General features: G+C 53.8%; 18 protein-coding genes. 10 read left to right on the forward strand and 8 right to left on the reverse strand.

Annotated features, from left to right (window positions below; translation table 11 throughout):
• Positions 1-16: 16 nt before the first annotated feature.
• The 4 genes from IEY39_RS23255 to IEY39_RS23270 form a co-directional block, all read right to left on the reverse strand.
• Positions 17-3,571: a SusC/RagA family TonB-linked outer membrane protein gene (locus tag IEY39_RS23255; RefSeq protein ID WP_229689052.1), complete on the reverse strand. Its 3,555-nt coding sequence runs from the start codon at positions 3,569-3,571 to the stop codon at positions 17-19.
• A 28-nt stretch (positions 3,572-3,599) separates the two neighbouring features.
• Positions 3,600-4,580 carry a FecR family protein gene (locus tag IEY39_RS23260; RefSeq protein WP_188936229.1) on the reverse strand — a complete coding sequence of 327 codons (981 nt, stop codon included), beginning with the start codon at positions 4,578-4,580 and terminating at the stop codon, positions 3,600-3,602.
• A gap of 68 nt (positions 4,581-4,648) precedes the next feature.
• Positions 4,649-5,221: an RNA polymerase sigma factor gene (locus IEY39_RS23265; protein WP_188936231.1), complete on the reverse strand. Its 573-nt coding sequence runs from the start codon at positions 5,219-5,221 to the stop codon at positions 4,649-4,651.
• Between the two features lie 6 nt (positions 5,222-5,227).
• Positions 5,228-6,109 carry a hypothetical protein gene (locus tag IEY39_RS23270; protein ID WP_188936232.1) on the reverse strand — a complete coding sequence of 294 codons (882 nt, stop codon included), beginning with the start codon at positions 6,107-6,109 and terminating at the stop codon, positions 5,228-5,230.
• Positions 6,110-6,259: 150 nt separating this feature from the next.
• Between IEY39_RS23270 and IEY39_RS23275 the strand changes: the two genes are divergently transcribed.
• The 3 genes from IEY39_RS23275 to IEY39_RS23285 all read left to right on the forward strand — a co-directional run bounded on the left by IEY39_RS23275 (position 6,260) and on the right by IEY39_RS23285 (position 9,477).
• Positions 6,260-7,525 (forward strand): YdcF family protein, encoded by a 1,266-nt coding sequence (locus tag IEY39_RS23275; RefSeq protein ID WP_188936234.1) that lies wholly within the window; start codon positions 6,260-6,262, stop codon positions 7,523-7,525.
• Positions 7,526-7,593: 68 nt separating this feature from the next.
• Positions 7,594-8,532: a glycosyl hydrolase family 18 protein gene (locus IEY39_RS23280; protein WP_188936236.1), complete on the forward strand. Its 939-nt coding sequence runs from the start codon at positions 7,594-7,596 to the stop codon at positions 8,530-8,532.
• Positions 8,533-8,640: 108 nt separating this feature from the next.
• A complete protein-coding gene (locus IEY39_RS23285) occupies positions 8,641-9,477 on the forward strand; it encodes a hypothetical protein (RefSeq protein WP_188936238.1) in 837 nt (278 codons plus the stop codon).
• Between the two features lie 26 nt (positions 9,478-9,503).
• On the opposite strand, the gene IEY39_RS23290 is transcribed toward IEY39_RS23285, so the two are convergent.
• The 3 genes from IEY39_RS23290 to IEY39_RS23300 form a co-directional block, all read right to left on the reverse strand.
• Positions 9,504-11,174: a S53 family peptidase gene (locus IEY39_RS23290; RefSeq protein WP_188936240.1), complete on the reverse strand. Its 1,671-nt coding sequence runs from the start codon at positions 11,172-11,174 to the stop codon at positions 9,504-9,506.
• Positions 11,175-11,244: 70 nt separating this feature from the next.
• Entirely contained in the window at positions 11,245-12,345 is a 1,101-nt protein-coding gene (locus IEY39_RS23295; RefSeq protein ID WP_188936247.1) for a PDDEXK nuclease domain-containing protein, read from the reverse strand.
• A gap of 82 nt (positions 12,346-12,427) precedes the next feature.
• On the reverse strand, positions 12,428-14,779 hold the full coding sequence (locus IEY39_RS23300) for a penicillin acylase family protein (RefSeq protein ID WP_188936249.1): 2,352 nt from the start codon (positions 14,777-14,779) through the stop codon (positions 12,428-12,430).
• Between the two features lie 25 nt (positions 14,780-14,804).
• Here IEY39_RS23300 and fdhD point away from each other — a divergent pair, with 25 nt between their 5' ends.
• Positions 14,805-15,689 carry a formate dehydrogenase accessory sulfurtransferase FdhD gene (gene fdhD, locus IEY39_RS23305; RefSeq protein ID WP_188936251.1) on the forward strand — a complete coding sequence of 295 codons (885 nt, stop codon included), beginning with the start codon at positions 14,805-14,807 and terminating at the stop codon, positions 15,687-15,689.
• Positions 15,690-15,700: 11 nt separating this feature from the next.
• Positions 15,701-18,064: an FdhF/YdeP family oxidoreductase gene (locus tag IEY39_RS23310; RefSeq protein ID WP_188936253.1), complete on the forward strand. Its 2,364-nt coding sequence runs from the start codon at positions 15,701-15,703 to the stop codon at positions 18,062-18,064.
• Here IEY39_RS23310 and IEY39_RS23315 read toward each other — a convergent pair.
• A complete protein-coding gene (locus IEY39_RS23315) occupies positions 18,048-18,953 on the reverse strand; it encodes an SMP-30/gluconolactonase/LRE family protein (RefSeq protein ID WP_188936255.1) in 906 nt (301 codons plus the stop codon). The genes IEY39_RS23310 and IEY39_RS23315 overlap by 17 nt on opposite strands.
• A 237-nt stretch (positions 18,954-19,190) precedes the next feature.
• On the opposite strand from IEY39_RS23315, the gene IEY39_RS23320 reads away from it, so the two are divergent.
• The 5 genes from IEY39_RS23320 to IEY39_RS23340 all read left to right on the forward strand — a co-directional run bounded on the left by IEY39_RS23320 (position 19,191) and on the right by IEY39_RS23340 (position 25,314).
• Positions 19,191-19,844: a MarR family winged helix-turn-helix transcriptional regulator gene (locus IEY39_RS23320; RefSeq protein WP_188936257.1), complete on the forward strand. Its 654-nt coding sequence runs from the start codon at positions 19,191-19,193 to the stop codon at positions 19,842-19,844.
• 56 nt (positions 19,845-19,900) lie between these two features.
• Positions 19,901-22,939, forward strand: a complete 3,039-nt coding sequence (locus IEY39_RS23325; protein ID WP_188936259.1) for a sensor histidine kinase — start codon at positions 19,901-19,903, stop codon at positions 22,937-22,939.
• A 51-nt stretch (positions 22,940-22,990) separates the two neighbouring features.
• On the forward strand, positions 22,991-23,623 hold the full coding sequence (locus IEY39_RS23330) for a response regulator transcription factor (protein ID WP_188936261.1): 633 nt from the start codon (positions 22,991-22,993) through the stop codon (positions 23,621-23,623).
• A 62-nt stretch (positions 23,624-23,685) separates the two neighbouring features.
• Positions 23,686-24,393 carry a twin-arginine translocation signal domain-containing protein gene (locus tag IEY39_RS23335; protein ID WP_188936262.1) on the forward strand — a complete coding sequence of 236 codons (708 nt, stop codon included), beginning with the start codon at positions 23,686-23,688 and terminating at the stop codon, positions 24,391-24,393.
• A gap of 3 nt (positions 24,394-24,396) precedes the next feature.
• The gene (locus IEY39_RS23340; RefSeq protein WP_188936264.1) at positions 24,397-25,314 is read left to right on the forward strand and encodes a c-type cytochrome; all 918 of its coding nucleotides are present in this window, start codon (positions 24,397-24,399) and stop codon (positions 25,312-25,314) included.
• Position 25,315: the final 1 nt, after the last annotated feature.

A 25,315-nucleotide genomic window follows, 5' to 3' on the forward strand; every position in this document is an offset into this window, starting at 1 on the left:
TTTTAATACTGGTTCATCAGAATGTTACGTGTACACCCATGTTATAGCTCCTCACCAGGGGATAGATCCCGTAGTCGACACCGGGGGTCAGGTTGGCCGCGGCGTTGTTGATGCTATAGTTATAGTCGACTTCCGGATTATACCCCTTGTATTTGGTGATCGTAAACGCATTATTCACCGTCCAATAGACCCGGATCGCGCTGACGCCCGCCTTGTGTAATACCGTTATATCCGGCAGGTTGTATCCCAGCGCGATATTCGTACACCGAAAGAAGCTGCCATCCTGCAAATAGAAGGAGGAAAGCCGGGTGCTGTTGCTCTGTGTGCCTGCCCGCGACGCCCGATAGACATGGCCATCTCCGGGTTGCGATTCGCTCCGGTAGCGGTTGGCCACCTGTACATACTGGTTGCCCGATCCCTCCATGTTGTAGAGATAATAGTCCTGTCCGTCCAAGACCTGGTTGCCATAAGAACCTGCAAAAGAAGCACTCAGATCGACGGCGCGATAGCTGGCCGACAGATTGAAGCCATACGTAAATTTCGGATAGGGTGTGCCGATAATACTGAGGTCTTTGCTGTTCACCACACCATCCCCGTTGACATCCTGGAAATACAGGTCGCCCGGACGCAGCGGGTTGGTCTGTGCGGTCGACCGGGGCGGGCCTTTCAGCACATACCCCTTGGGGAAGGACTGGGTTGCAGCGTTGTAGTATTGATTGTCGATATTGATATTGGCCGTATCCTTGGCCCGAACCATACCGGCCACCTTATAACCATAGAACATCCCGATGGGCTGCCCGGCTTCCGTGATATGCGTGATATACTGCCGCTCGGCCCCGTTACTGATAATCGTACTGGCCCCGCCCAGGTTGAGTACCTTGTTCCGGTTGATGCTGATATTCCCGCTCACATTGAAGTTGAATCCGCCGCGCTGAACCACCTTCGCGTCCACCTGGAAATCGAAACCCCGGTTCATGATCCGCGAATTCCGCAGATTGGTGAGGATGGTGGGATTACCCGAGACAGCAGAGATATTATTATTGATCAGCAGGTTGTAAGTACGGCTGTCATAGTAGTTGGCGATAAGGGAGATGCGGTCGTGGAAGAAGCCTACGTCGACACCCACATTGTACTGCGAGGTAGACTCCCATTCCAGGTTGGGGTCCACAACATTTCCTTCCTGGTAAGCCTGTGTCGTCCCACCACCAAAAGTCGTAAGGACGGGGGAATTGAACGTTTGCACAGTATTATAGTTCCCGATATTGTTGTTGCCGCTCAACCCCCAGCTTGCCCGGAGACGCATGGATGTATTATCCGCCAGCCACCCTTTGTAGAAGGACTCCTTGGAAATATTCCAGCCACCGCTCACGGAGGGATAAACAGCCCATTTGTTCTTCTCCCCAAACCGTGAAGAGCCATCTGTCCGTAGCGAACCGGCAAGATAATATTTGCCGCCATAGTTGTACTGGGCCCTGCCTAAATAAGAATTCAGCGTCCACGTGGCCGTCGAAGTGCCACCAAACGAAGCCAGCGTAGGGTTACCCGCTGTAATATTGGGGATCAGGTCGTTAGAGAACCCCTTTATGTTGACGGCAAATATATCGTTGCTCGTCCACTGGGCCGTATATCCACCCAGGATATTGATGCTGTGTTCACCGAATTTCTTGTCATAGGTGAGCGTAAATTCTCCCAGCTCATCCTTGAAATTGGTCGTTTGCTCTGTGGCGTTGGCCGCCGCGATAGACTGAGCCGAAAAGGGCGGATTGGTCCCGTTGCTCAAAGAAGAAGGCAGGTAATAGTCATACGTTTCCCCATAGGTCTGCAAACCCAGGTTGGCCTTGAAGACTAAATGGGGGATCAGCTCATAAGACGCAAAAGCATTGTAAGTAGCCCGGTTGCCTTGACGCTTTATCTGCGTAAACTCAGCCGTGGCGATAGGATTCTCGATGGACTGATACCCGTATTGGGCCGACTCGGCATCGGCAAGAAATTGCGCAATGGTGCCGTTCGGGTTATAGGCCGGGAACACGGGCATATAGATCAACGCTCCAAAAGCAGGGCTATGATCCCAACGGCCCTCCTGGGTCTCATGATTGGTGATACCCGTATAGGCGATGCTGGCGCCTACTTTCACCTTGTCGTTGACATCGCCATCGACATTGGCCCGGAAATTCACTCGCGTCTGACCGGTATTCAGCATGATCCCATCCTGGCTTTGGTAGTCGCCGCTGATCATATAGCGCACGCTCTGGTTGCCGCCGGAGAAAGCAAGGTTATGCCGGAGAAAAGCAGCATTCCGGTATAGCTCATTCTGCCAGTCAGTATTGTATTTCTGGGGTATCTCCTTACCGGTGGTAAAATCATACAGCTCTGTAGGAATGCTGATGCTCGAGCCGTTGCCGACCCTGCCCACCCGTGTAGCATTGTTATCGAGATACATATTGTCATTCCATATAAGCCCCTGGTTCTGTACCAGGTCTTTATAGCTATCATTGCGTCCGTCGATGACCAGTTGTGCAAATTGGTCGCCGTTGAGCAATTTCACCTTATGCGCCAACTGGTCGATACCATACTGGTAATCGTATTCCAGTTTGCTTTTGCCGGCTCGGCCACGCTTGGTGGTGATCATCACCACACCACCGGAAGCCCGGCTGCCATAGATGGCAGCGCTGGCTGCATCCTTAAGGATATCGATGGACTCGATATCATTGGGATTGATATAAAGGTCGTTGCCGGCGGGATATCCGTCGATGACATACAGCGGATCTGTGCTGGCATTCAGCGAGCCGACACCACGCACCCTTATCTTAGGACTGGCATAAGGCGACCCGTCCGTCTGCGAAACAACCACCCCCGCTACTTTGCCCACCAGCGACTGACCGACATTAGGCGCAGAGACATTCAGCTCAGCTGCCTTTACGCTGGCGACAGCCCCGGTGAAATCACTCTTACGCATCTTTTGGTAACCGATGAAGACAACCTCGTTGAGGGCATCCGTACCCTGATGCAAGCGTACATCCAGGGGGCCGTTGCCTCTCACTGGCACATCCTGCCGGGCAAACCCTACGGAAGTTACCACCAGGTGCGCCCCCGGATTAGCCATTATCATATAATGCCCCTCCTCGTTGGTAGCTGTTGCAGCCCCCGCTCCCCTCACCTGCACCGTGGCGCCCTTCACCGGTTGGCCATTTTCGTCAGCCACCGTACCCTCGATCTTCCGGGCCTCAGTCATCGGCGCCTCCACCGGCGGAGCCAGGGGAACATATTTCAACGTCACCGTATTGCCATCCATCAGGTAATGCAGTCCATACTTCTTCTGCAGCACCTGCAATGCGTCCTCCAGCCGGCTGGCCTTGAACTGCACCCTGTCCAACTTCACCTTTTCCAACATTTCCTGACTGTAACTGAAATTCATCGAAGGCACCTGTTGTTGCAAGGCCGCCACCACCTTTGCCAGATCCGTTTGTCTAAGATCTAGCCGGATGTTTTGAGCTATTACCCTTTGCCCCATGCCGAGGAACAACAGTAAAAACCCACACACCATAAAGCCGTGTTGAAATTTTCTTATCATACCTTAAGAATTAATTGATTGTTTGGAATTATCTGACATGTATGGTATCGCTTGTCCGGGTGAAATGCATATCCCAACCAAAAGACAAGGACTGAAGCACTTTCTCCAGCGCAGTATTTTCGAACCTGGCCGTAATGGTCCGGTCCTTTATAGTCCGATCATATATGATATGCACCCCATACCGTGCTTCGATCTGAGCCAGCGCCTCCTTCATCGGCGTCTTATAGAACAGCATCCGGCCCGCCGTCCACACATCCATCTCTCCCGGCGCCTGCTGCAACACTTCCCCATTTCTCGACTTCTTATCATAGATCATCAGTTGCCCCGGCAGCAGCGTTTTCTGCTCCGCAGCCCCATATGCGATCGCTATTTTTCCGCTCTTCAACGAAATGCGCAGCTCTCCGGCCTCGGGATAGGCAGATACATTAAAGGCAGTACCCAACACCCTTGTAGAAGAATTCCCTGCCAGCACAACGAAAGGGTGCTCCGCCTCGGACGCCACTTCGAAGAAAGCTTCTCCGCTCAGCCGCACCTCCCGGTGCGTCAAAAAATCCGCCGGGAAAGATAGATGGGTAGCAGAGTTGAGCCATACGATCGAACTATCCGGCAGCAACACCTTGCGCACCTGCTGATAACCGGTAACGATCGTCGTATACTCCATCGCCTTTCGCGACGCCGGCCGATTCCCCCTCCTGTTCCATTGCATCCAGACACCACCGGTGACCATGATCATCCCGGCCCAGACAGCTACAAACCGCAGCGCCCGCCGGCGACGAAGATGAAGAAGCCGGTTCTCCGGTCCCTGCCCGGCGCCTGGCTCCTCTTTCGACCCGATACGCTCCCACAACTCCCGAACCAGCCGGTTTTCCTCGGCCTCCGGCAGCAACCGTGTCGTTCCTTTTTCCATGGCAATCCGGTCATACCATTTTTCCAGCAGGGCAGCCTCTTCATCCGTACACTCCCCTTTGATATACCGTTCCAGCAACTCCTTGATTTGATCTTGATGCATACGCATCTAAGTCTGAAGAATAAAAAGAAAGGACTACTTGCGAAGAAGGAATTAATACTCGCGTAACATTAGAGAAATAAAACCGACAACCGCACTGCGGCATTCCGAAGTCTCTTGCGTATTTTTTGTAAATGATTCTTCACCGTATAGGGACTCACTAACAATTCTTCCGAGATCTCCCGGATACTCTTACCCTGCTCCGCGCTAAGTAAATAGACGCGCCTCATCTGCGCAGGCAACTGCTCCAGCTCGGAAGATACCAGCGCCTCCCGGTTCGCCAGTTCTTCCTCAACAAAAGCCGTCGTAGCCACGGCCTCTTCCTGCATCACCAGGGTCCATGCCCTCAGCTGCTTTTCCGTCAGCTGTTTTGCCCGCAGCCGGTCGAAGATCTTATAGCGGGCCATACTATATAGGTAGGAAAAAACTTCGTTCTTGATCTTGATCTTTGCCCGTTTCTCCCAGAGATCGAGAAAGACTTCCTGCAGGATGTCCTCCGCTTCCCCCGCATCATCCGTCCACTTATAGATCGCTCCCAACAGAGCATGCAGGGTACGCCTGTACAATTGCTCAAATGCAGGTCGGTCGTCCTCCTGCGAAATAAGCCGCCAAAGGTCTTTATCACTGCGCCGCTCGGATTGCATGTCGCCTTACCAGTTTATATCTATAAAATTGACATTCCCCTTCCGGGAAGATGTCACTGCTACTCCTTTTGAAAGGGTGGATAGAAAGGAAAAACCTTCCAGCTCATCCGCCCGGTCGATATTGTCTGCCATCTTCACCACTTCCGCCTTGCCCGATTCCAGGGATTTGTCCAGGTCGACATACGTGAATCGCCACTTGCGCCCTTCCACCTGGTTCTGGATCAGCAACAACAGCCCTTTCTCCGCAATCCACTGCATGTTCTGCACCCAGGGGCCACAGGAGAACTTCTTATACAACACTCCCTTATCAGTGGTCTTTTTGGCATGCTGCAAAATGGCAGGATCATACAACCGCACTTCATTTGCCCGGTTGCCATAGTCCGCCGTAGCCACATACCATTTGTGATGGTATTCTACATATTCTGGCCGGGTGCCCTGGATACAGGCATCATCTTCTATCACATTCATCAGGTTACCGCCATCCAGGGTCCTCGTCCGCTGCAACCCGGGCCAATCGATACAATAGATGATAGCCTTCCATTTGTTGGTTGCTCTGTCGAGCAGGACGCTGTTACCCATAAAGACCGGGTCCTTCCCATGGACGGCAAGCCCGGTGGGATGGTTGATGACATCGGTATCATGAAGAGTGAGTCGATACTCCTCACCAGTATAAAAAAGGGAATCGCCCTGTAATGTGAATTGGCGGATCATACCCACCTCCCTGTCCCCATATAAATAAGCCTTACCCTTCAGCCAGGAGATACCTTGACAGGAGCCCAGGGAATCGATCGTAAACGAATGGGATAATTGCATCTCCGGTCTGCCCGGGTCAAAAGCAACGGGCTCCATAAAAAGCCCGGAGAGCAGCAGAAGAAGTAAAGGTCTCATAAGTTTTGCAAAGATTGCCCATTTTCATTCGCCCCCTGGTTTTGAAGTATTATGATTGGATTAGGGAATGATAAAATAATTATTAATTCCTCCCATCCGGGTAGTTCTTTTTTCTCTTTCGCAGACTACTAAAAAAATCACTAAAAAATTATGAAAGACTTCCTGGCCCTCCTGTTGGCTTACATCATAACATCAGGCCTCTACGCCCAACCCGGCTCGGGCTACCAGAAAGAATACCACTTCCTTCATTCTACTAACCTCGTAGGAGACAAGAACTTTTACCTGCTCACCGTCATAGACCAAACACCTGCTGTTCAAAACCTCCTGGCAGGTGATGCGACCCTGAAATCCATTTTTCTTCGCCGCCTCGATCTGCTAAAAGCACACGTCGCTGACACCTGCACCTGGGCCGCATCTCTCGTCACCGACTTCCGCTTCACAACGACCGACTCCGGCGATGTCGCGAGCGCCCTGCATACACTCTATCAAAATAACAAGGCCGCTTTTGATCAGCTCATCGACCACCACCTTCGCCCCTCCGGCTATTACCAGCGCTTCGTGCCCCTTTCCAATGAAGACCTGCTCCTGCACGCCTGGGGACAGACCGTAACGGGTATCAATTACATCATCGACCAGTTCGGCCTGGGGAAAAAATTACGCTATCCCCGCATCGACTCGGCAAGCTACGACGTCAACGGTCGCTATTATCGCACCGCATTAAAGGATATGTTCGCTTATCTCAGCGAAGCCACCGTCAGCATGTCCGTCTTCTATCATCCCTCCCTGGCCATCGCCCTGCAGTTGATGGACCTCAACGACCGGGATGAGCCGGCCCGCTTCGAACCCATGGAGAAAGGAGAGAACCAGGCCGCCTGCCGCGAGATCCCACACACCGACTGGTCCAGATACAAATACGCTACCATCGTCATCCCCGGCCAGGGACCGGAATTGACCACCACCCCGATAAGTCCTATCAACAAAATGCATTGCTCCATCGCAGCCATGCGTTACAAAGAAGGCTGGGCTCCCTTCATCATCGTCAGCGGCGGCTACTGCTATCCCTTCCGCGGACCTTATTGTGAAGCCATAGAAATGAAAAAATTCCTCATCGAACGTTTTGGCATTCCCGCCCAGGCGATCATCATCGATCCCCATGCCCGCCATACCACCACCAACATCCGCAATGCCGATCGCCTCATCATTCGTTATGGCATCCCGATCACAAAACCCTCTGTCTTCATTACAACCCGGTCGCAGTTGACCATGGCCGCCTCGGATGGCTTCGACCGGCGCAATCTCCACGAACTCGGTTATCTGCCCTACCGGGATAAACAGCAACTGTCCATCCACGATATTTCTTTCTATCCCGTAATGGAATCCCTGCATATGGACCCCTATGATCCCCTTGACCCGTAGGTGTCTCTCCCCAACGCCGCGCCCCCGGATCCACAAATTGCTTACCTTCCACAACTAAAACCTTCTATATGAAAAAGCAGACCTTTTCCATTGCACTTATCCTGTCTTTACTGTCCATTACCTGTACCAAGTATGACAACAAGAGCACCACGTCACAGGCCTTGAGCACCACGCCGGTCAAAACAACCGCAAGTCTCCTGGCAACCGCTCTGACCACTCCTTTCACCACCGCCTATGTGGAAGTCAACTCCAACAGCTTCCACAATCCGGGTTGCTTCACCTATGGCAGCCCGGCCAAACAGGTCTTTGGCTTTGCCGTCATCTTCGCCGCCAACATCAACGCCGATGCCAACGGGAATGCCGTGTTGTATTTCAACCCCCAGGTGCAAAGCACCCTCAATTCGGGCAATATCGCCTACCTGAAGTCCCTCGGTATCAAAGTGCTCCTGACCGTACTCGGCAATCATGAGAATGCGGGCTGGGGCTGCTTCACCACCTATGCCCAGGCCGACAGTTTCGCCGTTCAATGCGCAAAAGCCGTTACCCAATATGGACTCGACGGCATCGACATCGATGACGAATACTCCACTTGCACGACAAACACCAGCTCTCTTGTCATTGCCTTATCCGCCCTTCGCGCCGAACTGGGCACCAGCAAGTACATCACCAAGGCGCTTTTCAACGACACCCAGTATTTCAGCGCCACCTATAATGGCAAAAAAGCCGGCGATATTCTCGACTATGGTTGGGAAATGAGCTATGGCAACACCAACTACTCCGGCCGGCTGCAGCCCTATGTCAGCGCCGGTATGGCAAAAAGCAAATTGGGCATTGGGATAGATATTGGCGGAACGGATGAGGCCACTGCCGCCAAATTCGTAAAGAACAACGGCTATGCCGCCGTCATGGTCTACAATGTCAGCACTACTTCGCAGACCAATCTTAGCAAAGTGACCAATACCCTCTTTGGCAAGGCTACCAACGTGACCGCCAATTGCCTGCAATAGTAGTATCGTCATCTACCAAATCTCCGGTAGAGAAAAATACCGGGGATTTGGTATTTCATGCAGTCCATCTGCGGGATATATTTACCTATCCGCCGATTGGATTACTTTATGAAATTAATACCCCTACCACCAGCCCTGCCGGTATGCCTCTTACTGGCCCTGCATCTTTCCGTACGTGTCGACGCTCAACATACCGATCGCGTCCAGGTCACCCCCCAGCATTGGCGATTCAATTCAGGTATAGACGTCGGAGCATGGTGGGGAGGCACCGGAGTAACGCCCCTATCGGCTGTAGGCAACCCCATGTTGCATTCTAAACTGTCGGTCCAGGCGGCCTATTCGGGTGACTTCTACCTGGAATGGCTGCACAAAAAGGATAAACCCGGGCAGGTGGGTCCCAACATAGGCATCAAGACCAAACTCGTATGGGATTATTTCACCACCAACAACAATGCAGCATCGACGGACAGCTATGAGTCCCTCACGCTCAATTATGTCAACGTCCCTTTGTTATTCGAATATTGTATATCCTTCAAGAACAAGGTTACACGGCCCGCGTATTATGCCCCTACTTCCAACACCAGCACCTATGTATACGATCACGGGTACTACTATCATATCATCAGTAACACGACCACTACGCCTGGCGGATGGACCCCGGGCGGGATACCTTATACGAATGCGATCTTCGTCTATGTCGGACCCCAACTCTGCTATATGGCCAAAGGCTTCCACAATTCCGGGGGCACGGAAACCGTGATCACCGACCCCGCTCTGGAAAAGGCTTATGCAGGTTTCATCGGCGGCTTTTGTTTCTATCTGGCCAACCTGAACCTCGACATCTCTTACCAGCGAAGCCTAACCGACATCTACAGCGGAAGTAACGTGGCCGTCAGCGGATTTCTTTTCCGCGTGGGATTTAACGTGACGCGGAGGAAATTCTAAGGCCCCTTTCACCCCACGCCATTGCCTCATTTCAATCCATTCATCAACGCTGTACCGATCGGCGACCCCCATCCCGTCACCGCGTCATATCCCGGTCCGGCCGAATAGCCACCTATCGACGCCGTATCATTATTTCCAGAAGTGATATCCCGGCAGGCGGATTCGCCCAGCGGCTGTCCATTTGCTCCCGCCTGGTACAAGAGCGGACTCAGATAGCCAACGGGCTTGCCAAGGACGGCGTTAAGCCGCGCTATCAGCGAAGCCCATAAAGGCGCCGCAGCACTGGTGCCACCTGTCGCCCCACCCTGTCCATCTACTACCGTCCAATAACCCGTGTTGGCGCTGGCATCCGCAGACACATCTGGTACCACCCGGCCTACGATCGATCCAGGGTTCACCGAGTCGATATTCACCGTCTGCCAGGAAGGCCGGGCGAAATACGTACTCACTCCGCCGCCGGTGCTACCGCCATTATCTTTTCGCAAACCGTCGCCATCTTTCCAGGCAGTCTCCGTGGTAGACCCTGAACCTGACCGCTTTAATGTCGTACCACCCACTGCCAGCACATAAGGGCTGGAGGACGGGAAATCCACATGCGCATGTCCGTCACCTACTTCATCATCCGACCCGTCATCCCCGGCCGCAACACATATCGTCACTCCCATCAGCGCTGCCGCCTTCAGCGAATCGTTGACGGCATCGAGCGCCGCAGGCGACCAGGCGCCCGTCGCATCTTCCGCATAACCCCAACTGATAGAAAGTACATTCAGTGGGTTCTGTTGATCGTGCACCGCCGTGTCGATAGCAGTGACCCAGCCGCCCTCATCGAAAGTGGAAAAATAAACCACGATCGTGGCCTTCGGGCAGACACCCGCCACCACTTCCACATCCAGCATAACCTCGCCTTCCGCACCATCGCGCTGGTTGGTAGGCGTGTTGTTGACAGATATCGGTTTGACCGTAGGCACATCAACTTTAGCATTCTGACAGAAGGTAGCCAGGTCATCCGGAAAAAAGCCACCTCCGAACTCCAATAGCCCCACCGTCTGCCCCTGGCCATCGCCGGGCGGAAAGGAGTATGCCGTCGCCAGTTCGGCCGGGTAAAACCAGCTCCGGCTCGCCGCTGCCCGCTGCGCCTGTTCCAACGAACTGACACGCCTTCGCAACGGCCGCCTTTTCACCAGCTTCCGGTTATCCAGGCCAAACACCGCTACGATGATGCCCGCCAGCTCAGCCGGCACATGCAGGTCTCCCTTTCTGCCCCGGTAATTTCCCTTTGGATGGGAATAGTGAAACAGCCGCACCTGGAAGATCGATTCTACCACCGCCGCTCTCCCGCCGGCGCGGATGGTACAGGTCATCGCATCTTCTTTCAATATCTTCAATCCGAGTCCCGTGAGCACCGTACTCACTTTCTCCATATCCGCAGGATCAGCGCCATACTGCGCCTCCAGTTCAGCGCGGGTAAGCGGTGCTGCCTGCTTCGCCCCGGAAGCCGTTGCCCCTGCAGCACCCGGCTCGGGTAAGGGTTTCTTCCTCCTCAACTTAATAGTTAACTCCAACCATTCATCGGGATCCGCAACCCCCAAAACCTGCGCCCCGGGCCGCATCTCCCGGCGGCTTCCTGGTAAAAGAACATGTGATCCGGTGTTGCCGGCAGAAGAACCAGCCGGCTGTTGATGTGATTGTGATTTCATACGATGTGTTTTAATAAAGTTCCTTCATTTACCCGTTCACATCCATTAAATAAAAGTTACCTCACTCACTTTATTTATTCACATACCCATTCTCCCCTGCGCCAAGCTCCCTTTCCAATTCCTCTATCGACGGCAAGTCTCCTCTCAGATTCTCTGGAATGGAATCCGAGATCCGATACTCTGCAACCCCTAGCGGATTCAAAATATCCTTTAAGGCATACTCCACGATCACCTTATTCGGCGTTTTACACAACAAGATGCCAATACTTTGCTGATCCTGTTCATGCTTCAACTGCGCATTGACAACATTTAAATAGAAATTCAACTGCCCCGCATGGCCCGGCTCAAAGGCGGTTGCTTTCAATTCCACGACAACATAGCAACGCAAACGCGTGTGGTAAAATAGTAGGTCCAGATAAAAATGTTCCCCACCCACTTCAAGCGGAAACTGCCTCCCCAAAAAAGCAAACCCCTGTCCTAATTCCAAAAGAAAATGCTGAATATGTCCGGCCAAGGCTAGCTCCAAATCCCTTTCTTTCGCCTTGTCGCCAATGGACAAAAAGTCAAAACTATAAGGATTCTTCAGCGTCTCCCTGGCCAGGTCCGCCTGCGGCGCAGCCAAGGCCTTATCAAAATTGTTGATGATCTTGCCGCTGCGCTCATAAAACTTACTTTCTATCTGCATCACCAACACAGCCCGCGACCAGTTATTTTCAATAGTCTTTTGCACGTAAAACAGAGCTTCATGAAGATTCTTGCATTTTGAAATGATTATCACATTATGTCCCCACGGAATTCGTGCAACAACTTGTTGCACTTTTCCCAATCCATCCTTTTGTTGCCTCATCCCAAATAATCCAACAGCTTGTTGGACAATTTCCTCATTCCGGTAGAATTGATACCACTTCTTGATATAGAATAAGTTAGCTCTCGAAAACCCTTTCATCCCCGGAAACGCCGCCGTCAAATCTTTCGCTACCTGCCCGATCAACCCATCCCCCCATTTTGCTCTATCCTGCTTCTCGCAAATCTCCCGGCCCAATTCCCAATATAACTCCAACAATTGCCGGTTAACCGTAACGGCCGCCTTTATCTGCGCCGTCTGAATCCTCCCCTTTAATTCAACGATCCAATCTTTATACTGCTTGTTCGGTAAAAATGTCTGTCCCATAGGTAAGATATTTAGGACAGCAATATACTAATAAAATTAGTATTAAACCCAAAATAATTGGCAAAATAATTTTCGAAAAAAACTATTCCTCCCCCGGATGATACTTCTTCTCAACATGCTGCATCACATCCTCTGGATAGAACAGCACGTCTTTAAACCGCCCGCTCAGATACATCGCCGCCTGATCGGTGAAATGCGCCGACGCCGGATCACTGCCCTCCCCACCGGTGACAATGGTCCTGGCCTTTAACTTCTTTCCAAACTCCACCGCGGCAATAAAACTATTCCCCGAGACGCCATAACGTTTCCTCGTATTCGGCATCACCCGGCTCACAAAAGAAGGCAGCTCGCCAAACGCCGAAGAAACAAGCCCCACTGCAAGGCTCGGTTTCCTGTCATCATAAGTCTCGACGATCTTCCCCGTCAGCCGCTGATAACGACAAATTTCTCCCCATTCTACCTTCCAGCTGCCATAACGCTGCCGCAGATCGCTGATAGCAGCCCTCAACTCCGTCAACTTTTGCTCCGGTGTACTGCTCGCCATTTCCATCCTGATATTGTCCACCTGGTGCGATGCTTCCTCCGGACTCTTTGGCAGGGGCGCATACTGGACCATCCGGGTACCCCATTCCACTGCAAGAGTGGTTGCAACCGACCGAATGGCCGACCGGCGATCCCATTTTTGCAGGATGGCGATGGGTTCCTGCAAAACCTTACGCACACTGTCGGCAGCAGAAGCATACGCGTCGAACAAGGGTGGGAGCATCACGTCAAATGCCGTCAGATAATGATCATACCCTTTGGCGGTGAGGCTGTCCAACGTAAAATCATTGGCGCCGCTGAGCAACTGCATTGCATTCAACGCCCGGAAATTCTCGCCATCGGGCGCCATATAAGCAGGATACTTCTTCCGCTCGGGGCTGCTGTTGCCGGAGACGGAATAGGGTGTGGAATTACAGTTCTCTATCCACCCGGTGGCGGGATTATAAACATGCACCAGCTCATCCAGCTCATGAACGCCTTTCCATTCCGTTGCGGCAATGCTGCCATCTACCGGTTGAGTCCAGTCGTAGGAGCTGTCCCGCCGAGGCATAAAATTCCCATGCCAGTAGGCGATATTACCCCCATCGTCTGCATAGACAGTGTTGTTTGTCGTATTGGCCCGGATGTTCATGGCCGTCCTATACTGCTCCAACGTATTGGCCTTGGTGATCAGCCAGGCTTCCTCCAATGCATCGAGACTCCGGTTATATTCCCGCAGACTAAGCCACCTGCCGTCACGGCCGGCCATCACCGGACCGTGATGGGTATAATAACCCGTCAGCTGCAAGACCTGCAGCTCATCGTTCTTTTTATAATAGATCGTAAAAGGCTTTGCCGTCACCGGTCTGGTCTGTCCTTCATATTCGTAGACCCAGCCTGTACCATCCTGCTTTACTTTTTCCGCATAGACATCGGCCACATCCGCAAAACTGGAGGTATGCATCCAGCCGCAATGAGCATTGAAGCCCTGATAGACAAAGAACTGCCCCCAGGTCACCGCTCCATAGGCATTCAATCCTTCTTCACTCGCTACCTGGCATTCCATCCGGAAATAAAAAGGAACATGGGGATTGATATAGAGTTCGGTCGCTTCCGAAGCAGTCCGGAAACCAGCGAGGGCAAATCCGTTGGAACCTTGTTCGTCTTCATCCTTCGGCCAGTCCTGCGGTCCGCCTCCGCCATCATCATTCACCCCATCCCCGCCCTTCGAAGGAGGCGCGATGCCTCTATCCATCAAAACCATCTGTTCTACCGCCGATACCTCATGCGCCCTGCGCGGATGACCCATTCCTAAAGCGGGTGATTGGCTATAAAAATTGCGGATCTCATCCAGTCTCACTCCACCCGTACTGGTAGCAGATACGCTCCCATCGGTAAACATCAGGGCATACCAGGGCTCGAAGCGCTTTAGCAACAATGGCTTCACCTCCGGATGTTTATACAGATAGTAATTGACGCCATCAGCAAAGGCATCCAATAATCGATGCATCCAGGCCGGGCTCTTTTCATAATCTGCCATCGCCTGCACACTGTCATAGATAAGCCGCATCATAACGTCTGTATAGAGGTAGTTCTCCCCGTAGGCCTCTGCCTGCCGGCCCAGCATCTCCAGGTAGTTCTTCTCTACCCGGCTGAAATCTTCCTGGCATTCGGCATAGAGCAGGCCGAAAACGGCATCGGCATCCGTCTTGCCATAGATATGCGGTATGCCCCAATTGTCGCGAACGATCGTCACCTGCTGCGCTTCCTTTTCACAACGCTGCCGCTCCTCTGCGGAGAGTCCTTGTGCAGAAACGATCATCGGTAAAACAAGTCCGGAAAATAAGGTGAATAATAAACAACGGCGGTAACCCATCCTTCGTCCGCCTTCTCTCATTGACAGTTTATCCATCCCCTAATTTAACGTAATTTTGGATATGCCAGACTCATCCGATAGTTCAACATTGTTATCCGGCATCACCCGGCTCCCCGTGCGAAAGATAGCACCAGACAGCTTCCTGGAGGCAATCGACCCCGTCGTCATCGAGGAGCCATTGGCCATCCGGCTGCAATTTGGTCCGATCGCCGCGCGACTCGAACAGGACATCTCCATCACGATGCGTACCCCCGGCCATGACGAAGAGCTGGCCTTGGGTTTTCTCTTCACCGAAGGCATCCTCCCCGCAACAACAGCCGCATCCACGTCATCCGGCGCCATCCCGGCAAGAACAACCGTCACCACAACCTCCGGCCCCAACGGAAACACGATCACCGTTTCCCTGCCCGCATCTATCAATCCCGATCTCAGCAAATCGGCTCGCCATTCCTACACCAGCTCGAGCTGCGGCGTCTGCGGTAAGACATCCCTGGAAGCCCTCAACATCCCCGGAATACCCAACACGCCCGACGATCTATCTATTCCCGCAAGCATCCTATACGACCTTCCCGCCCTCTTGCGCGAAGGACAAGACCTCTTCGAGATCACCGGGGGCCTCCATGCCGCAGGGCTGTTCGACCGGCAGGGTCATCTCATCGCCCTCCGCGAAGACATCGGCCGCCACAACGCCCTCGATAAGGTGATCGGTCACGCCCTGCAACAGCATTGGCTGCCGATGTCAAAAACCATCCTCCTGCTCAGCGGCCGCGCCTGCTTCGAACTGATCCAAAAAGCAGCCATGGCTGGCATAAGAATAGTAGCAGCTGTAGGTCCGCCCTCGAGCCTGGCCGTTCGGTATGCCGAAGAGTCCGGCATCACCCTGGTTGGCTTTTTGCGGCAACAGCGATTCAACATCTATTGCGGCGGCCACCGCATTCGTTTCTAAAACGTACAACCATGAGCAAAACAAAACACCCTGACATCGATATCAAACCCGATGGGCACCCCAACGGCCACCCATCTGCCGAGAACCCGGACGACCTCACCGGTCTTCACACCGGCAGCATCCGCCATAAAGCCGTCGGACTCCCTGCCATCGTATCCAGCTTCCGCCATGCCATCGGCGAAGCCGGTCTCACCCGCGGCCTCAAAGCTCTTGCTCATGTCAACCAGAAAGGCGGCTACGACTGCCCCAGCTGCGCCTGGCCGGACCCCGACGACGAACGGTCGGGCTTCGCCGAATACTGCGAGAATGGAGCCAAGGCCATAGCCGAAGAAGCAACGACAAAAAAGCTAATCCCCGAATTCTTCCAAAAGCATTCCGTCACAGAGCTTGCCAGCCTGACAGACTACCACCTGGGCAGCCAAGGCCGCATCGCGCAGCCAATGTATTTGCCCAAAGACGCAACCCACTATCAACCCATTTCCTGGGACGAGGCCTTCAGCCTCATTGCTCGCCACCTCAACGCACTTTCTTCGCCGGATGAAGCCGTCTTCTACACTTCTGGCCGCACCAGCAACGAGGCTGCCTTCCTCTATCAGCTTTTTGCCCGCGAATACGGCACCAATAATCTCCCCGACTGCTCCAATATGTGCCACGAATCCAGCGGCGTAGCCCTCGGTGAATCCCTGGGCCTCGGCAAAGGGTCCGTTACCCTCGACGACCTTTACCAGGCGGAGGTGATCATCATCATGGGCCAGAACCCTGGTACCAACGCGCCACGCATGCTCACCGCCCTGCAAAAGGCAAAGCACAACGGCGCCACCATCATCTCCGTAAACCCACTGCCGGAGACGGGACTGATGGCTTTCAACAATCCGCAACAGGTAAAAGGTATCCTCGGCCTTGCCACTCCACTCACCGACCTCTACCTGCCGATAAAGCTCAACGGGGATATGGCCCTGCTACAGGCCATCGAATTATTACTCTGGCTGGAAGAGGAAAAAGCCCCCGGGACGGTCTTCGACATGGATTTCATCCATCAGCGCACCACCGGCTACGAAGCCTTCCTCCAACACCTGCAACAGGTATCGCTACCCGATCTATCGGAAGCCTGCGGCATCCCCATCGCCGATATCGGCAAAGCCGCCAACATCATAAAAGATAAAAAGAAGATCATCTTCTGCTGGGCCATGGGCCTCACCCAACATACCAATGCCGTGGATTCGATAAAGGAGATCGCCAATCTCCTGCTGCTGAAAGGCAGCATCGGCAAACCCGGCGCCGGCACCTGCCCCGTGCGCGGCCATAGCAATGTCCAGGGAGATAGAACGATGGGCATCTGGGAAAAACCCACTCCGAAATTCCTGGACTCCATTGAAAAAGTATTCGGCTTCCAGCCACCGCGCAAACATGGGTATGACGTTGTGAGCGCCATCCGCGCCATGTACGAAGGCAGGGCCTCCGTCTTCTTTGCTATGGGCGGCAATTTCCTCTCCGCCACTCCCGACACGGAGTACACCGCGGAAGCCCTTCGCCGCTGTCGCCTTACCGTACAGGTGTCGACAAAGCTCAATCGCAGTCACCTCGTACACGGCGAAGAGGCCCTCATCCTTCCCTGCCTGGCCCGCAGCGATCGCGACTTCACCGGCGACCGCGAACAATTTGTCTCCTGCGAAAATTCGATGGGTGTCGTCCAGTCCTCCAAAGGCGTGTTGCAGCCCGTTTCATCTCACTTGCTCAGCGAACCCGCCATCGTCTGCCATCTGGCCAAAGCCACACTAAAGGCAAGGCCAGGGGCGACCAAGGTCAACTGGGATGCCTACCTGCAGGACTATGACTTTATCCGTGATGCAATCGAAAGCACCATCCCGGGCTTCGACCATTACAATAAGCGGGTACGTGAACCAGGTGGCTTTTACCTGCCCAACGCACCCCGTGAAGGGAAATTCAATACTCCGGACGGAAAAGCACAGTTCAACATCGCATCACCCGCAACCATCGCTCTCGAACCGGGACAGCTCATGATGATGACCATTCGCAGTCACGATCAGTTCAATACTACCATCTATGGGCTCGACGATCGTTATCGTGGCGTCTTCAACGAACGGCGCGTCATCTTCCTCAACCAGGAAGATATGCACCAACAGGGTCTTCAGCCCCGTGACATCGTAGATATTTATAATGATTATGGCGGCACGCGTCGCATCGCTCATCGCTTTGTCGTCATCCCCTATCCCATCCCAAGGCAATGCGCCGCCACCTACTACCCCGAGACGAATGTCCTCGTCCCCATCGACAGCGTTGCGCAAAAAAGCAATACCCCCGTGTCTAAACTGATCCTCATCCGTCTCCAAAAATCGTCTACTCCACTCCCTTAACCTCCATCCTCAATACATAAACTCCCTCCGATGCAGTGATAAAAAGCGTCTTCCTGTCCTTCCCGCCAAAGCAGAGGTTCGCTGTCCACTTCTCCGGAACGGCAATATGCGCGATCTTCTTTCCCTGCGGGTCATATACCGTCACCCCGTCTCCCGTCAGGTAGACATTCCCACGCGCGTCCAGCGTCATGCCATCGGAGCCTTGTGAACAGAACAGTCGCCGATCCGACAACTGCCCGTCCGGACCTATAGTATACACATACGTCTTCCAATCCCCGATGTCTGCCACATAAAGCAACCGTCCATCCGGCGTACCCACGATCCCGTTAGGCTTGCGGATATCGGCTGCCGCCACCACAGGCTGCTTCGCGCCATGCGGCAGATAGTATACTTTTTCCCCATCCAGATCGGAATGCGTCCGCGTCCAGTAAGGCCGTTGGTAATACGGGTCAGTAAAATAGATACCTCTCCGGGCATCGATCCACAGGTCGTTCGGCCCATTAAGCCGATGCCCGCCGAGATCCCGCAACAGCACTTTCACCTTTTTATCCTTACCGATCGACCACAGCTGCTCATTTTCATCCGCACAGGTCACCAGCCGGCCGTCACGATCGAAATACATCCCGTTCGATCTGCCTGCACTATCCATAAAAATGACAAGCTTTCCAGCCAGGGTATACTCCCATATCTTGTTATTCGGCTGATCGGTAAAAAAAATATTCCCCGCCCGGTCTACCGACGCACCTTCTGTAAAAGCAAACTGGTGTGACACCAGCGTCGGACTCATCGCACCTTCAGCAACGACATGCCCCGAATCAAAAGCAGGCGCCTGCGCATTCACTCTTCCCAACACCAAAAGGCCCACAACCAAAGCAAATAGATACCGCATAAAGGTTATTTTTTCACAAGATAAATCATCCCAACATCCGCTTCAGGAAGGCGCCCAGCATGTTCAATAGAAATACCCGCCACTTCCAGTCGATACTCAAAAAAAGCAACAGGATCAAGGTAATATCACGCATATTATAACAATTTTGTTCTAATTCAGCCCTAAACTAAACAATTTCGCTCTAATAATAAAACATTTTTGTTTAATTTTTTCTTACCTTACATCAAAATTGTTGCAATGGCCGGCATCGCCACCTCTGTAATCCCTTTATTATCAGCATGGGAGAAATATATCAATGAGCACCCAAACGGCGACATGCCAGGATTCGCCCGTTGGGTCCTCGCACAACAACCAACCCAGACGCCTCAACAAGCCCAACCTCCCGCCACCCCACCGGAAACCCTAACCTTCCCCCCCGCTCCTACCCTCCCTACAACCGCCCACCTCGGCCTCCTAATCGATCGCCTTCACCGGTTCCTGGGTCTGCGCTCAAAGCCCATCATAAAATCCCTCGGCTTCACAAAACCTATGGAATTTGCCCTGGTCGCTTACGTCGCCATCCTCGATCACCCCAATAAAAAACAGCTCTGCCAGCAACTGCTCATCGAAAACTCCACCGGTGTCGAGGTCACCAGGCGCATGGCTAAGAAAGGGATAATCGCCGAAGAACCCAACCCCAACGACCGCCGCTCGGCCCGCCTCAGCATCACCGAAAAGGGGAAAAAATTGCTCATGAAGGGAAGCGAACCGTTCACCACGATGCACACGACCTTCTTCGAGGCCCTCACCGGCGAAGAACAAAAACAGCTCGTCACCCTGCTCAGCCGCATCAACCAGTACCAGTCCGCCCGGCTCAACGACATCCCCGATTTAGCTGGAATAGCCCCGTGATTTTTATATCTTTATAGTAGGTAAAAACCCCTACGTCGGTGCTAAACAGAGGAATCATGACACTCGGCCTGCTGGTCCTCTACACCCTCCCCTTTGCGGTGATCGCACAGGGCATACCTCATTTTGTTGAAAAACTCACCACTGCGGAAGGCCTCAGCAGCAACATCATCACCGATCTCGTCCAGGACGACAACGGTTTCCTTTGGATCGCCACCCCCGACGGACTCACTCGCTTCGACGGCACAGAGACCATTCACTACCCCGAGGGCGCCAATTCCCTTCCACACAGCTATGTCTACTGCCTGAAAAAACTCCCGGGCCACTATCTGGCCATCGGCACCCAGGCCGGGCTTAGCTTTTACAACGAGACCACCGGCGCCTTTCAGAATTTCTACTCTCATCACCAGCCTCCACTCGATCTCTACAATAACATGATCATACAGTTGGAGACAGACGCACACGGCAATTGCTGGGCTGCCTCGAACAACTGTATCTACATCTTCAATCCGCAACACAAACTAAAGAAGATCATCTGCTCCCCCTTCACCGTGACAACAGCCCTTAGAGAAAGGATCAGCTTCGTAAGACAGATACTCCCCCTCTCAAGTGGCGATGTCCTTCTCCACTTGTACAACGGCTGGACCCGCTTTTCGATATCAGCGGATACCCTTCTCCCCTTTCGACAACGACCGGCCTTCCTGCCAAAGGTCTCGGAGTCCTTTCTGATCAACCATACCTTCAAAATATTCGACAAACATGTTATTACCATCCCATCGGGCAAAGACAGCCTGATCATCTTCGATGAGACCGGCCGGGAAGAAAGCAGTTGCTACTTCCCCTATAACAAGTACCCCTACATCTTCTGGTCGCAGCAGATCATCCCCCTCGACTCGACCCATCTCCTGCTCCTTTTCCACAACGACGGCCTGGTCATCATACCGGTGCACTGGCAATCAGGTATACCCCTTCTCTCGCCGCTCTCACCCATGCTCTTTGACGGCGCTAAATACAAGACGGCTCTGCGCGACGACCAGGGCAACTGGTGGCTGGCTACGACAAATGAAGGACTCCAAAAGATCTCCCCGTCCCACCAGTATTTCACCGGAACGACCCTCATCGACCAGCAATCCCGAAACCCCATCCGCTATGAGGTCACCTCCCTCATCCGCCAGGGTCGCCGCTTGTGGGTCTCCACCTATGGGAATGGCTTCTTTGATATCGATCTCTCCACCGGGCATCAATCCCAGCACCAGTTGACAGCTACAGGCGACGGGAGGTGGGCAAACTTCGTCTGGAACATCACCCAACAGGAGAAGGACACCTTATGGCTCGGCACGCAGATTGGCCTGTTCTGGTACAACCTCTCCACGGGGAAGCATGGCCGCCTTCCTAACCGATCAGGAAAGCCACCAATCCTCGACTCGGTCGCCATCACGACCCAGTTCCTGGACAGCCATGGCCTCCTTTGGATGGGTCTCGGCAAAGGCATGGGCCTCTGCTGCTACGACCGGCAAAGCCGCCTGTTCACCTGGTATCCGGGCAATACCGCCGGCGCCTACCCGCTGCGATATCCCACCGGTGTCACCGAAGACGGTAAGGGCAACCTTTGGTTTACCAACGACGCCAGCAACCAGCTCGTCCAATGGAACCGCCAGACCCGCCAATTCACCGTCATTTCCGTTCCCTATACCGCACAAAAACACATCGGCGGCCTCGGGGCCATTTGTTGTCAGGCCGATTCCATCCTGTGGCTGGGCGACATCACGGGCGGCCTGATTAGATTCAACACCCGCGACCACACGGCATCCCTCTACAACCAGGACAACGGCCTGAGCAATTGCCACATCAGCGACATTTATGCCGATCGCCAGAAACGGCTTTGGCTCGTAACGGAAGGCGGTCTCGTCTGCTTCGATCCACGACGGACCACCTTTACCAACTACTCGACAAAAGACGGCCTGCCGGTAAGCTACCCGACCGCCAATTTCTTATACGACCCGCAGGACAGCTGTCTCTACACCGGCGGTCATGGCAGCTATTTCTATTTCAACCCGGACAAGGCCTTCCCCGGCCGATCGGCAAAACGGATATTCATCACCGATATGCGGGTCAACGGCGCCCCCTGGCCGCTCAACCAGGCGGAACCCGCCGTCTTTCGTTCGCAGCAAAACGATATCACCATCCAATACGCCGCCGTCGATCTCAGCGACGGCCCCTCCACCCGTTATGCTTACCGCCTCATCGGAGCCGACACGGGATGGATGACGGCCGGAAAGCAGCGCCAGATCAATTTCAGTCACCTCCCGCCCGGCCACTATACTTTCCAGGTGCAGGCCGTCGACGGAAACGATACCGCAAACGCACCGGTAGCCGGCATCAGCTTCCGCATCGATCCGCCCTTTACCCGGACTGCCGGCTTCTATATCCTCCTGCTCCTCGTCACTGCAACGGCAATCCTCATCCTCTACCGCTATCGGTCGAGACAGTTGAACCGCACCCGGCAGATCCGCAGTGAGATATCCCGCAACCTCCACGACGAGGTAGGCGCCAACCTCACCGATATCAGCATCAGCAGCCTGCTGGCGCAACGGCAGCTACACGACGAAGCATCGGTCAACAGGATCCTCGAACGCATCTACCAGGACAGCCAACTGGTATCGGAATCCATGCGCGACATCGTCTGGAGCATCAACCCCGACATCGACACCCTCGGCGAAGCCCTGCCACGAATGTTGCACTATGCCTCCAGCCTGCTGGAAGCAAACTGCATCGAGCTGCAGGCAGAGATCGCCCCGGAAGTGGAACGCCTCCACCTGACGATGAAACAGCGCCGTGATGTTTACCTCATCTTCAAAGAAGCGATCAACAACATGGTCCGGCATTCCAAAGCCACATGCGCCATCGTCAAGTTTTATCTCTCCGGCAAAGCCTTGATCATGAAGATCGCCGACAACGGCGCCGGCTTCGACCCGATGACCCCCACGACAAACAACGGCTTGAAGAATATGCACGAAAGGGCCCGGCAACACCGGTGGAAACTGGAGATCAATTCCCGCCCCCAATACGGGACAACCATCATCCTGAATACCGCCTAGCATAAATATGCTATTGACCGGCGATCATCCGGCCTTAATTTTAGAGAACCTATGGCCATAAGTATTGCGATCTTCGAAGATAATTCCAGGCTGCGCGAATCGCTGACGGTTTTGTTAAGCGGAGTGGAAGGCTATACCGTATGCGGCAGCTATGAGAATTGCGCCCACGCCGCCCGCATCATCCAGGAACATCTCCCCGATGTGGTCATCATGGACATCGATATGCCAGGAGTGGACGGCATCGAAGGGCTGCGCATCATCAAAGAACAGCGGCCTGAGACCTATATCATCATGCATACGGTGCTGGAAGACGACGAGCGCCTCTTCCAATGCCTCTGTGGCGGAGCCAACGGCTACATCCTCAAAAACACCTCCTTTGTCCAACTCCTGGAAGCCATCGAGAACGTACTCCATGGCGGCGCCCCGCTCTCGCCGGTCATCGCCAAAAAGGTGCTGCAGTTCTTCCGTCCCGTCAACCCCGGCCGCATACAATACCACCTTTCCGAACGCGAGAAAGAAGTACTGAAATATCTTGTAAAAGGCTACAGCTATAAAATGATCGCCGGTCATTGCCATATCAGTCTCGACACCGTAAGGGGTCACATCCGCAACATCTATTCCAAATTACACGTCAACTGCGGCCGCGAGGCCGTATCCAAGGCACTTCGGGATAACATCCTGTGAACAGCATCATCATGCCATTGACGCTCTCTGGTCACGCCCCTAATTTTACGCGAAAAGCTACTATGCAACATCACCTCTCCGAATTGAATTCGACAAATCAACGGCGTAAGTTCCTGGGAACGCTGGCCGCCGGCGCCGCCACCCTCGCTGCTCTGAGTTCCCCCTTCAACCTGCCAGCCATGCCCGGCGAGGCCACAACTCCACACACCTTCGGCACATCAGACCCTGACGCCTGGTTCAACCAGCTCAAAGGCAAACACAAACTGATAATTGACGTCCCAGCCCCCCACGAGATTTTTCCCTTCGCCTGGGCAAGGGTATTCCTCATGACCAATATCGCAACCGGGACACCCGAAAAAGAGAACAACGTCGTCATCATCCTTCGCCATGAAGGCATCCCCTATGCCTTCGAAGACCGCCTCTGGGCAAAATACAAGTTCGGAGAATTTTTCAAGGTCACCGACCCCAAGACTAAAGCTCCATCTACCCGTAATCCTTTCTGGAAACCCATGCACGGGGACTTCACTGTGCCCGGCCTCGGCCCCGTGGATATTGGCATCGATCAGCTGCAAAACAGCGGAGTGATGTTCGGCGTCTGTGACGTAGCCATGACGGTGTACAGCGCCGCAATGGCCGGCAACAGCGACCCGGCTGAAGTGAAAAAAGATTGGATGTCCGGTCTGCTGCCGGGTGTAGTACCCCAGCCCTCCGGTATCTGGGCCGTTGGTCGCGCCCAGGAACACGGTTGCAGTTACGTCTTCGCAGGTTAAGCTATGCAACGGGCACTTCTGTATACGGGCCTCCTGGTCATCATAGTCTGTGCCTGCCACTCCACAGACAAGAAAATCTTTTCATGGAAGGTCCCTGACACGGCCCTGATCCCGGCCACCGATGAAGGCAGGCTCATTCGGTACGGCCGGGATCTTATTGCCAATACCTCCCACTATCTTGGCCCAAAAGGGACAATAGCCGTCCTCTCCAACGGCATGAACTGCCAGAACTGCCACCTCGACGCCGGCACAAGACTTTGGGGAAACAACTATAGCGCTGTATTCTCCACCTACCCGAAATTCCGCGATCGCAGTGGCACCACCGAAACGATCCAACGCCGGGTCAACGATTGTATAGAAAGGAGCCTCAACGGTCATCCCCTGGATACCAACAGCGTGGAAATGAAGGCCATCCTTGCCTATATGCAATGGCTGGGACAGGACGTCCCTAAAGGGACAAAACCACAGGGCGCAGGTATCAGGGACCTGCCCTTTCTCGAACGGGCAGCCGACACCGCCAGGGGCCACATGGTCTATCTGCAAACCTGCCAACGCTGCCACGGCGCGGAAGGCAGCGGCCTCTTCAACAAGGACAGCACCGCCTATGTATACCCGCCACTCTGGGGGGATCATAGTTTCAACACGGGCGCAGGGCTCTACCGCATCAGTCGCCTGGCCGGCTATGTCAAGGAGATCATGCCCTTCGACCGGCCCCGCAATGCTCCCCAACTGACAGACGAAGAGGCCTGGGATGTCGCCGCATTTGTCAACAGCCGGCAGCGACCGGAAAAAGCCTTCCCAAATGACTGGCCCAACATCGCCAAAAAACCCTACGACCATCCCTTTGGTCCCTACGCCGATAGCTTCACTCCTCTCCAACACAAATTCGGGCCATTCAAGCCCATCCAGCGCGCACACTGAA

It is taken from the genome of Puia dinghuensis (assembly GCF_014642875.1).
Lineage (GTDB): Bacteria > Bacteroidota > Bacteroidia > Chitinophagales > Chitinophagaceae > Puia > Puia dinghuensis.

What these genes read in the sequence shown, in the direction of transcription:
- IEY39_RS23315 (WP_188936255.1), bottom strand. Translation starts at nt 18,953, where the DNA reads ATGCGGTATCTATTTGCTTTGGTTGTGGGCCTTTTGGTGTTGGGAAGA.
- IEY39_RS23285 (WP_188936238.1), top strand. Translation starts at nt 8,641, where the DNA reads ATGAAATTAATACCCCTACCACCAGCCCTGCCGGTATGCCTCTTACTG.
- IEY39_RS23310 (WP_188936253.1), top strand. Translation starts at nt 15,701, where the DNA reads ATGAGCAAAACAAAACACCCTGACATCGATATCAAACCCGATGGGCAC.
- IEY39_RS23290 (WP_188936240.1), bottom strand. Translation starts at nt 11,174, where the DNA reads ATGAAATCACAATCACATCAACAGCCGGCTGGTTCTTCTGCCGGCAAC.
- IEY39_RS23255 (WP_229689052.1), bottom strand. Translation starts at nt 3,571, where the DNA reads ATGATAAGAAAATTTCAACACGGCTTTATGGTGTGTGGGTTTTTACTG.
- IEY39_RS23300 (WP_188936249.1), bottom strand. Translation starts at nt 14,779, where the DNA reads ATGGATAAACTGTCAATGAGAGAAGGCGGACGAAGGATGGGTTACCGC.
- IEY39_RS23295 (WP_188936247.1), bottom strand. Translation starts at nt 12,345, where the DNA reads ATGGGACAGACATTTTTACCGAACAAGCAGTATAAAGATTGGATCGTT.
- IEY39_RS23260 (WP_188936229.1), bottom strand. Translation starts at nt 4,580, where the DNA reads ATGCATCAAGATCAAATCAAGGAGTTGCTGGAACGGTATATCAAAGGG.
- IEY39_RS23335 (WP_188936262.1), top strand. Translation starts at nt 23,686, where the DNA reads ATGCAACATCACCTCTCCGAATTGAATTCGACAAATCAACGGCGTAAG.
- IEY39_RS23275 (WP_188936234.1), top strand. Translation starts at nt 6,260, where the DNA reads ATGAAAGACTTCCTGGCCCTCCTGTTGGCTTACATCATAACATCAGGC.
- IEY39_RS23265 (WP_188936231.1), bottom strand. Translation starts at nt 5,221, where the DNA reads ATGCAATCCGAGCGGCGCAGTGATAAAGACCTTTGGCGGCTTATTTCG.
- IEY39_RS23280 (WP_188936236.1), top strand. Translation starts at nt 7,594, where the DNA reads ATGAAAAAGCAGACCTTTTCCATTGCACTTATCCTGTCTTTACTGTCC.
- IEY39_RS23340 (WP_188936264.1), top strand. Translation starts at nt 24,397, where the DNA reads ATGCAACGGGCACTTCTGTATACGGGCCTCCTGGTCATCATAGTCTGT.
- IEY39_RS23325 (WP_188936259.1), top strand. Translation starts at nt 19,901, where the DNA reads ATGACACTCGGCCTGCTGGTCCTCTACACCCTCCCCTTTGCGGTGATC.
- fdhD (WP_188936251.1), top strand. Translation starts at nt 14,805, where the DNA reads ATGCCAGACTCATCCGATAGTTCAACATTGTTATCCGGCATCACCCGG.
- IEY39_RS23320 (WP_188936257.1), top strand. Translation starts at nt 19,191, where the DNA reads ATGGCCGGCATCGCCACCTCTGTAATCCCTTTATTATCAGCATGGGAG.
- IEY39_RS23270 (WP_188936232.1), bottom strand. Translation starts at nt 6,109, where the DNA reads ATGAGACCTTTACTTCTTCTGCTGCTCTCCGGGCTTTTTATGGAGCCC.
- IEY39_RS23330 (WP_188936261.1), top strand. Translation starts at nt 22,991, where the DNA reads ATGGCCATAAGTATTGCGATCTTCGAAGATAATTCCAGGCTGCGCGAA.